The following is a 9,163-nucleotide window of genomic DNA, read 5'->3' as shown; positions in this document are numbered from 1 at the left end:
CTTGGCGGGCTTTGAGGCGAAATTGGAGGGACGCCGGTTTCGATCCCTCGCAATTTCCATAATCGGCTTTGCATTGTTGCTGGTTGCGGCAGTGGCGGCGATCGCGCTGAAATCGCAGCAGGATATCGCGGCATCGTGGATGCGGCACACGATCGCCGTCGAAAGCCTGGTCAACCGCGTCCAGTCGCTGGTCGCCGATGCGGAATCGGGGCAGCGCGGCTATCTGATCACCGGGCGCGCGTCCTATCTCGATTCCTACGATACAGCGCTGCGGGAACTGCCGCCCGCACTGCGCTCGCTGGCGTCGGAAACGGCCGACAACCGCACCCAGCAGCGCAATGTCGCAGCGCTCGACGCGGCGATCGACCGGAAGCTGACCGAGCTGGCGCGCACGGTCGCGCTCCGCCGCCAGGGCGACATGGCAGCGGCGCTGGCGATCATGAACCAGGATGCCGGGCTGGTATCAATGCAGAAGGTCCGCACCGCTGCCGAGGCGATGCGGCTTGTCGAGCGACGCCTGTACGACGACCGCGCCGCGCAGGTCTGGATCACCGGCGCCATGGCGCAGGCGGTGCTGGTCGGAGCGGCGGCGCTGATCGTGCTGCTGGCGATCCTGTCGTTGCGGGACGCGCAGGCGCGGCTGCGCGACCTGCGCGCCGCCAACGACCGGCTCAATGCCGAAATCGCCGAGCGCGCATCCGCCGAAGGCCAGGTCCGGCAGTTGCTGAAGGTTCAGGCTATCGGCCAGCTGACCGGCGGTATCGCCCATGATTTCAACAATATGCTGACGATTGTCATCGGCTCGCTCGATCTGGCGCGGCGGCGGCTGACCGGACAGGAGGCGCCTGCGGTGGCGCGTGGCATCGACAATGCCATGGCGGGGGCATCGCGGGCGGCGGCGCTGACGGCGCGGTTGCTGGCCTTTTCGCGGCAGCAGCCGCTGGAGCCCGCGGTCGTCGATGCCAACAAGCTGGTCGGCGGCATGTCGGAACTGTTGCAGCGCGCCATCGGTGAAAGCATCGCCATCGAGACCGTTCTCGCCGGCGGGCTGTGGAAGGTGTTCGCCGACCCGGGGCAGATCGAAAATGCCATCGTCAACATCGGCGTGAATGCGCGCGACGCCATGCCCGACGGCGGCAAGCTGACGATCGAAACGCACAATTGCGACCTCGACGACCGCTATGCCCGGTCGCATGCCGAAGTCACCGCCGGGCAATATGTGCTGATCGCCGTGTCCGACACCGGCACGGGCATGTCCACCGATGTGATCGATCGGGCGTTCGAGCCCTTTTACACCACCAAGGGCGTCGGCCAGGGCACCGGCCTGGGGCTGAGCCAGGTCTTCGGCTTCGTCAAGCAATCGGGCGGGCATGTGAAGATCTATTCGGAGCCGGGCCATGGCACGACGATCAAGATGTATTTCCCGCGGCACAGCGGCGCCGCTGTCGTTACCGCACCGCCGGTCGAGCGCGCCGCCAGCGTGGCATCGCCCGGCGACGTGATCCTGGTCGTGGAAGACGAGGCCGAGGTCCGCCGCGTCTCGGTCGAGGCATTGGAATCGTGCGGCTATACCGTCATCGAAGCCGCATCCCCCGAAGCGGCGCTGGCGCATCTGGCCGCGGCGCCGGCGATCACGCTGTTGTTCACCGATATCGTCATGCCGGGCATGACCGGGCGGCAACTCGCCGACATCGCACTGGCGCAGCGGCCGGGGCTGCGGGTGTTGTTCACCACCGGCTATACCCGCAACGCCATCGTCCACAACGGCATGGTCGACCCAGGAACCAACTTCCTCGCCAAACCGTTTACGCTCGACCAATTGGCAGACAAGGTCAGGGACGTGCTCGACCAACCGGTGGCGTGATCGCCGTCGGGCGCGGCACCCGGCGTAAGGACATGACATGACCCCGGACGTGGACGTGGTTGTCGTCGGTGGCGGCCCGGCCGGGCTGACGGCAGCGATCTATCTGACGCGCTTTCACCTCGGCACGATCGTCGTCGACGCCGGAAAAAGCCGGGCGTTGATGATCCCGGTGTCGCACAACCATGCCGGCCACCCCGCTGGAATCGCCGGGCGGGCGCTTGTGGCGCGGATGCGGGTACAGGCGGAGGAATATGGCGCGACCGTCCTCGATGGCAGCGTCGAACGGCTGACGGTGGAGGCCGATGGCTTCCGCGTCGATATCGCCGATCGCACCGCGCCGCTGCGGGCGCGGACGGTGTTGCTGGCGACAGGCGTGTTCAACCGCCGGCCGCCGATGGACGAGGCGCTGCACGACCGCGCCGTTGCCAGCGGGCGACTGCGCTATTGCCCGATTTGCGACGGCTATGAAGTTACCGACCAGCGCATCGGGGTGATCGGCAGCGGCAGCCATGGCGTGCGCGAGGCGGTGTTCCTGCGCAGCTTCACACGCGACGTGACGCTGGTGGCGCCGGGCGAGGCGCATGACCTGAGCAGCGAGGATCGGGCAACACTGGTCGACGCCGGGATCGCCGTGATCGATGGACCGGCGTGCGATTATGCGCTGGTCGACGACGGCTTGGCGATGCGCACCGCAGCCGGACCGCTGGTGTTCGACAGTGTCTATCCGGCCCTGGGATCGGTCGTCCATTCGGACCTGGCGCGCGCGCTGGGTGCCGATCTGGGCGAGGGCGGCTGCATGCTCGTCGACAGTCACCAGCGCAGCAGCGTACCGGGTCTCTATGCCGCCGGCGACGTCGTTTACGGGCTCGACCAGATCAGCCACGCGATGGGCGAGGGCGGGGTGGCGGCAACCACGATCCGCAATGACCTGGCCCGCATCCGCCCGCTGCGGCGCTGATCCGGCGCATCAGGCGGCGGCGACGGATTCTTCCTTCAGCAGGCGCGGCCACAGCCGCGCGTCGAGCCGCGGCAGGCTGGCGACCTGGTCGGCGCGCAGCGGCGTGGTGATGGTGTCGGTTGCCAGCCGGATGTCGGCGATCGGCAGCGCGACGATCTGTTCGCCGATGCCGCCGACGCCGCCGAAGCGGACGACAAGGTGGCGAATGGTGCCGGTATCGCAATCGAGGATGGCTTCGACCGCTTCGCCGGCAGTGCGGCCATCGGCATCGGTGATGGTGCGTCCGACGATGCCGGTGGCGGGCAGCACGGTCGGCAAGTCGGGCGCATGGCCGGCTTCCTCCGCCGACGCGCCGACCGATTCATAGCGCGCCTGCCGCCCCAGCCAGCGCCAGATGCCGATCACGTTGACCAGGGTGAGAAAGGCGTTGGTGGCGACAAGGTTCGACTGGCCGCTGCCAAGCCCCACGATGATCCAGCCGATCGACCCGATCGTGAAGACGACGAAGCCCCAGCCGGTGACGCGCGCACCAAGGTTGGCGGCGGTCATCAGCGCGGCCAGCATCGTCGCCGCAGGGGCGAGCCATTCGGCGACGCTGCTGGCCATCTGTGGATCCGATCAACTGGGCGTAAGGCTCAGGGCTGCATCACGACCTTGGTGAATTCGTCCTGCTTGTTGAGGAAATCGTCGTAGGCGCCCGGCGCTTCGGAAAGCGACAGGCGATGGCTGATGATGACATCGGGCTTGATGTCGCCGGCTTCGATCCGCTCCAGCAAGGGCTGCATGTAGCGATGGACATGGGTCTGGCCGGTCTTCAGCGTCAGGCCCTTGTTGACGAAGGCGCCCATCGGCAGATTGTCGAGCAGGCCGCCATAGACGCCCGGCATCGAGATGGTGCCGCCCTTGCGGCAGGCGACGATGGCCTGGCGCAGGACGTGCGGGCGATCGGTGCCGATGCCGATCGCCTGTTTGGCGCGGTCCTGGATGTTGTCGATGGCAAGGCCATGCGCCTCCATGCCGACGGCGTCGATGCAGCGGTCGGGGCCATTGCCGCCGGTGGTTTCGGCGAGCGCTGCCATGACGTCGACATCTTCGAAATCGATGGTTTCGGCGCCGGCTTCGGCGGCAAGCGCCAGGCGTCCGGGGCGGTGATCGATGGCGATGACCCGTTCGGCGCCGAGCAGGAATGCCGAGCGGATGGCGAACTGGCCGACGGGACCTGCGCCCCAGACGGCGACGGTGTCGCCTTTCTCGATCTCGGCATTTTCGGCGGCCATCCAGCCGGTGGGCAGGATGTCCGACAGGAACAGCACCTGGTCGTCGGTCAGATGCGCCGGCACCTTGAAGCAGCCGGTGTCGGCGAACGGCACGCGAACCAGTTCAGCCTGGCCGCCGGCATAGCCACCGAGCATGTGCGAATAGCCGAATAGCCCCGACGGCGAATGACCCATCATCGCTTCGGCGATGTCCTGGTTGTCGGCCGGGTTGCTGTTGTCGCACAGTGACGTCAGCGTCTTTTCGCAAAAGAAGCACTGGCCGCAGGCGATGGTGAACGGCACCACGACACGGTCGCCGATGCGCAGGTTGGTAACACCTTTGCCGAGGGCGACGACTTCGCCCATGAATTCATGGCCGAGGATGTCGCCGGCCTGCATGCTGGGGATCATGCCGTCATAAAGGTGGAGATCCGACCCGCAGATGGCGGTCGAGGTGACGCGGATGATGGCGTCCCGCGGATTGACGATTTCAGGGTCGGGGACATTATCGACGCGGACGTCTTTCTTGCCGTGCCAGCGGACTGCGCGCATGGGAATTTCCTTTGAACTGTCGAAAGAAGGGCCGGGTTCAGGCCTTGGGATCGGTGCCCTGGGGGTCGTTGACGGCAATCTCGCCGGTTTCGATCAGGCTCTTGAAGCGCTTCAGATCGCGGCGCAGCTGGATGCCGGGTTCGCGCTGGGTCAGCTTGGCGGCGTAGCGCACCAGGCTGCCGCCGGGCGGTTCGTAGGCGACAGCGCCATGGATTTCGGTGCCGCGGCCGGCCGGCGCATCGCGGAATTCATAGCGCGCGGTGATCGGGAACGCCGACCCCGCGACCGAAGCGATGGCGAGCAACGTGTCGCCATGTTCCTCGGTGACCTCGCCATCCCATTCCACTGCGCCCGACGGGTCGAGCGTCGTGAAATGCAGGGTGCCATCGTCGTTGATGTCGATGCTCTTGACGTTGACCGCCCATTCCGGCCAGGCAGCGAAATCGCGGAACCGGCGGAAGACCTCGGCACGCGGCGCGTTGATGGTGACGGCGCGCGACAGCAGGGCAGCACTCGACCAGCCCGCGGCCTTGGCGACCGCCGCCTCGTCCGGACGCTGGCCGAGCAGGCGCTTGGCGGGCGAAACGCCGGTGATGCCGCGCGCGACAAGCAGCGAGCCGAGCAGACCCATCAGCACGCCGGCGGGGCCCTTCTGCTGGGTGGCGAGCGCGCCCAACACCGTTCCGGCGATCACCGAAGCGCCGCGTTCACCGGCTTTCAGATTGCGTCGCGGCGCCAGCCGGGTGCCGGGGGGAGCCAGGTTGCCATCGATATCGGACACTTGGAAAGCCTTTGGTTGTTGCAGTCCTTGAACCCGGGCCGGCGAACAGAGTTCCCTTTGCGAGAGATTAACCGTCAGCGCAGACGCCGGGCGCCAGCGAGGCCCGCAGCAAGCAGCCCGAGACCGGCGCCGGCGATGCCGAGTGCCCCCAGCGGATGCATCTGGGCCTCAAGCCACAGGCTCTGCCGGCGAACATGCTGCGGCTGCTGGCTTTCGACCGCGCCGTCCTTGCGGGGTTCGTAAAGATTGTCGTTGGTCCCCGGCGGCGGCGCCTTGTCGGTCTGCTGCGCGCTGGTGCCGAAGGCGGCCATGGCGCGATCGAGCAGGCCGGGGGCGACGAGATCGCCCACCGCGGCGCCGGCGCCGAAGCCGCCGACGGTCAGTTCGCGTCGCGGCGTGTGCGCGGCGAACAGCACCGCGCGCGCCACCAGCCGGGGATCGTAGATCAGTTGCGGCAGCTGCGCCGGCTTGGGCATGCGGTTGCGGGCGTGTTCCGGATAGGGCGTGTGCATGGCCGATGGCTTGATCAGCGTCACCGAGACCGGCAGGCCGTCGCGAATGACCTCGCTGCGCAGGGCATCGGTGAAGCCCTTCACGGCATGTTTCATCGCCGAATAGGGCCCTTGCAGGATCATCGCGCGCTCGCTGAGGACGCTGCCGATGTTGATGATGGCGCCGCCCTTCAGGCGCAGGTGCGACAGGGCCGTCAGCGCCCCGTTGACGGTGCCCCAATAGCCGACATCGAAGACGCGGCGCTGGTCGGCGATGGGGGTTTGCGCAAGCGTTCCATAGGTCGCAGCGGCGGCATCGTTGACCCAGGTGTCGAAGCCGCCGAAGCGCGCCAGCGTCGCTGCGGCCAGCCGTTCGGCATAATCGGGGTCTGCGACATCGATGGCGAGGATGGCGACGTCGCCGCCGGCCGCTTCCAGCCGGTCGCGGATGTCGGCCAATGCCGCCTCGTTGCGCGCCGCGAGCATGATCCGGGCGCCGGCGGCCGACGCCGCTTCGGCGATGGCGAGCCCGATGCCGCTGGTGGCGCCGGTGATGATGATGCGTTGCTGGGCAAGGGATTTCAGGTTGATCGACATGGGGCACTCCGCGGATTGTCCCTGTCCAACCGACGCCGGGCGGAATTGTTCAAACGGCGTTTGGCGTGCGGGCAATCGGCCGCATGGAAAGCCCCTGCTGCGGGGCGATCAGGGGTCGGCGCGGGGCAGGAACAGGTCGATGCGGGTGCCTTCCCCGGGTGCCGAGGTGATGTCGATGCTGCCGCCCGACTGCTTGACGAAGCCATAGACCTGGCTGAGCCCGAGGCCGGTGCCGACACCGACCGGCTTGGTAGTGAAAAAGGGCTCGAAGACCTTGGTGCGGACCGCCTCGGTCATGCCGATGCCGGTATCGGTGACGCAGATCAGGATATGGTCGCCGGCAGCGGCATCGGCGGGCAGCGCGGCGGCATCACCGATGTTGCGCGTTTCGATCAGCAGCCGGCCGCCGTCGGGCATGGCGTCGCGGGCGTTGACGGCAAGGTTGAGCAGGGCATTTTCGAGCTGGTTGGGGTCGACAAGGGTCGGCCAGAGCTCCGGTGCCAGCACGCAGTCGCAGGCGATCCCCTTGCCCAGCGAGTGCAGGAGCAGCTTGCGCAATTCGCTGACGAGATGGTTGACGTTGACGATCTCGGGCGCCAGCGGCTGCTGGCGGGCGAAGGCGAGCAGGCGCTGGGTCAACCCGGCGGCATTGCTGACGGCGCCCTGTCCGGCCTCGATCAGCCGGTTGATGTCGGGGTCGGCGGAGCCGAGGCGGCGCTGCAGCAGGCTGAAGGCGCTGGAGGTGACGCCGAGCATGTTGTTGAAGTCGTGCGCAATGCCGCCGGTCAACTGCCCCAGCGCATCCATCTTCTGGGTCTGGCGCAGCACGCCTTCGACGCGGATGCGTTCGGCGACCTCGCCGGCGACGCGCTGTTCCAGGGCGTCGTTGAGGGCCTGGAGGGCGGTTTCGGCGGCGCGCTGCTGGGAAATGTCGGTGTGGATACCCACCCATTCGACGATCGCGCCGGCGGGATCGAGGATCGGCACCGCACGGACAGAGAACATGCGCCATTCGCCATCGAACCGGCGCACGCGATGTTCATGGGCGAAGATCCGCCGGCGCGCGACGGCGTCCTGCCAGGCGACGACGGTGGCGGCGGCATCGTCGGGGTGGACCGCGTCCGACCAGCCGAAACCGGCATATTCGGCCGGCGACTGGCCGGTCAGCGCCGACCAGCCCTGCTGCTCCCCGGTCATCTCGCCGGCGGCATTGTTGGTCCACAGCACGCCCTGGATGGCGCCGATGGCCGCGCGGAAGCGGCTTTCGCTGACCTGGGTGCGCTGTTCGGCTTCGCGCCGATCGTCGATGTCGATGATCGAGCCGACGAAGCCGAGATAAGCGCCGCTTTCGGCAAAGCGCGGGGAGGCGGCGTTGAGCACCCAGCGGTAACGGCCATCCGCCATCCGCAACCGGAATTCCAGCCGATAATCGGCCTCGGCGGCATTGGCATCGCGGAACGCTGCGTCGACCCGCGCCAAGTCGTCGGGGTGGACGACGTGCCGCCAGCCCGCGCCCAGCGCGGTCTCGGGCGTGGCCCCGGTCATCTGGTACCAGAGGCGGTTGAGATAGATCAGCGCGCCCGCTGGGTCGGTCACCCACATCATCACCGGCGCGTGGTCGGCCATGTTGCGGAAACGCGCCTCGCTTTCGCTGATCGCCCGTTCCGCGATCAACCGGTCGGTGACGTCGGTGCCCTGGCAGAAGATGCCGGTGGTCGCACCGGTCTCGTCGACGAGCGGCGCATAGACGAAATCGAGATAGCGTTCGTCGGGAAGCGTGCCTTCACCGCGGCTGACCAGCAGGCGCTGGCTGCTGCCGACATAGGCCCGGCCGGTCGCATAGACCTGGTCGAGCAGCGCAACAAAGCTCTGGTCGATGGCCTCCGGGATGGCGTCGCGGACGGCGAGGCCGAGCAGGGCCGGCTTGCCGAGCAGGTCGGTGTAGGCGCGGTTGGCGATTTCAAAGACATGGTCCGGCCCGCGCATGATGCACATGAAGCCCGGCGCCTGTTCGAACAACTGGTGCAGGCGGTCGCGTTCGCTGCTGATGCGGCGCTGCTGCTGGACGCGTCGGGTGGTATCGGCGCAGATGACCAGAACCCCGCCGACCCCCGACACGGTCGTGGCGTCTTCGATGGGCCCATAGCTGTAAGTCCAGAAAATTTCCTTCAACACCCCATCGCGCAGGATCGGTATGCGCTGGTCCTCGTGCCAGGTTCCGCCCTCGCCGCGCATGACATAATCGATCTGCGGACCGATCACGTGCCAGGTTTCGGCCCAGGCCTGCTTGCCGGGCATGCCGAAGGTCGAACGATGCCGCTCGTCGCCGATGATGGCACGATAGGCATCGTTATAAAGGCCGATATGGTCCGAACCCCAGAAGATGTACATCGGGTGCCGGGTCGTCAGCATGATCCGCACTGTGGTGCGCAGGCCGTCGGGCCATGCCTGCGGCGGACCGAGCGGGTGGCTGGCCCAATCGAAGCTGCGGAAAAACCGGGCCATTTCGCCGCTGCCGGCAAGCAGGTCAGAGCCGCCGGAAAAGCCGCCTGGCATGGTATCGGTCACAGCGTCCCCTCGATCGCATCGCGACACTGGGATAAAAGTGTCAAGCAAACAAGACACCCAAAGGAGGAATCGCGGCTGTTGGTTGCCGACTGCGTG

7 protein-coding genes are annotated in these 9,163 nt (G+C 67.3%); 2 read left to right on the top strand and 5 right to left on the bottom strand.

The genetic code is table 11. The features are described from left to right. Window positions 1–73 precede the first annotated feature (73 nt). Together GGQ62_RS04860 and GGQ62_RS04855 are read left to right on the top strand one after the other, a co-directional pair. On the top strand, window positions 74–1,864 hold the full coding sequence (locus GGQ62_RS04860; RefSeq protein ID WP_243445953.1) for a CHASE3 domain-containing protein: 1,791 nt from the start codon (window positions 74–76) through the stop codon (window positions 1,862–1,864). A gap of 37 nt (window positions 1,865–1,901) precedes the next feature. Continuing rightward, window positions 1,902–2,822 (top strand): NAD(P)/FAD-dependent oxidoreductase, encoded by a 921-nt coding sequence (locus tag GGQ62_RS04855; RefSeq protein WP_152576235.1) that lies wholly within the window; start codon window positions 1,902–1,904, stop codon window positions 2,820–2,822. A gap of 9 nt (window positions 2,823–2,831) precedes the next feature. Here the strand turns inward: GGQ62_RS04855 and GGQ62_RS04850 are convergent, their stop codons facing one another. The 5 genes from GGQ62_RS04850 to GGQ62_RS04830 form a co-directional block, all read right to left on the bottom strand. Beyond that, window positions 2,832–3,428, bottom strand: coding sequence for a PRC-barrel domain containing protein (locus tag GGQ62_RS04850; RefSeq protein WP_243445954.1), 597 nt, complete (start codon window positions 3,426–3,428; stop codon window positions 2,832–2,834). A 29-nt stretch (window positions 3,429–3,457) separates the two neighbouring features. Then, window positions 3,458–4,630, bottom strand: coding sequence for a zinc-dependent alcohol dehydrogenase (locus GGQ62_RS04845; protein ID WP_152576236.1), 1,173 nt, complete (start codon window positions 4,628–4,630; stop codon window positions 3,458–3,460). A 37-nt stretch (window positions 4,631–4,667) separates the two neighbouring features. Further along, window positions 4,668–5,411, bottom strand: a complete 744-nt coding sequence (locus tag GGQ62_RS04840; protein ID WP_152576237.1) for an SRPBCC family protein — start codon at window positions 5,409–5,411, stop codon at window positions 4,668–4,670. Window positions 5,412–5,485: 74 nt separating this feature from the next. Next, entirely contained in the window at window positions 5,486–6,499 is a 1,014-nt protein-coding gene (locus tag GGQ62_RS04835) for an SDR family oxidoreductase (RefSeq protein WP_152576238.1), read from the bottom strand. 108 nt (window positions 6,500–6,607) lie between these two features. Next, window positions 6,608–9,067, bottom strand: coding sequence for a PAS domain S-box protein (locus GGQ62_RS04830; protein ID WP_152576239.1), 2,460 nt, complete (start codon window positions 9,065–9,067; stop codon window positions 6,608–6,610). Between the last annotated feature and the right edge of the window lie 96 nt (window positions 9,068–9,163).

It is taken from the genome of Polymorphobacter fuscus, from assembly GCF_011927825.1.
In the GTDB taxonomy this organism is placed as follows: domain Bacteria; phylum Pseudomonadota; class Alphaproteobacteria; order Sphingomonadales; family Sphingomonadaceae; genus Sandarakinorhabdus; species Sandarakinorhabdus fusca.
The sequence above is the reverse complement of the archived record's forward strand: the minus strand, read 5'-3'. Positions and strand labels throughout refer to the sequence as shown.

Coding starts and splice junctions, on each gene's coding strand:
- GGQ62_RS04835 (WP_152576238.1), bottom strand. CDS start 6,499: ATGTCGATCAACCTGAAATCCCTTGCCCAGCAACGCATCATCATCACC.
- GGQ62_RS04850 (WP_243445954.1), bottom strand. CDS start 3,428: ATGGCCAGCAGCGTCGCCGAATGGCTCGCCCCTGCGGCGACGATGCTG.
- GGQ62_RS04855 (WP_152576235.1), top strand. CDS start 1,902: ATGACCCCGGACGTGGACGTGGTTGTCGTCGGTGGCGGCCCGGCCGGG.
- GGQ62_RS04845 (WP_152576236.1), bottom strand. CDS start 4,630: ATGCGCGCAGTCCGCTGGCACGGCAAGAAAGACGTCCGCGTCGATAAT.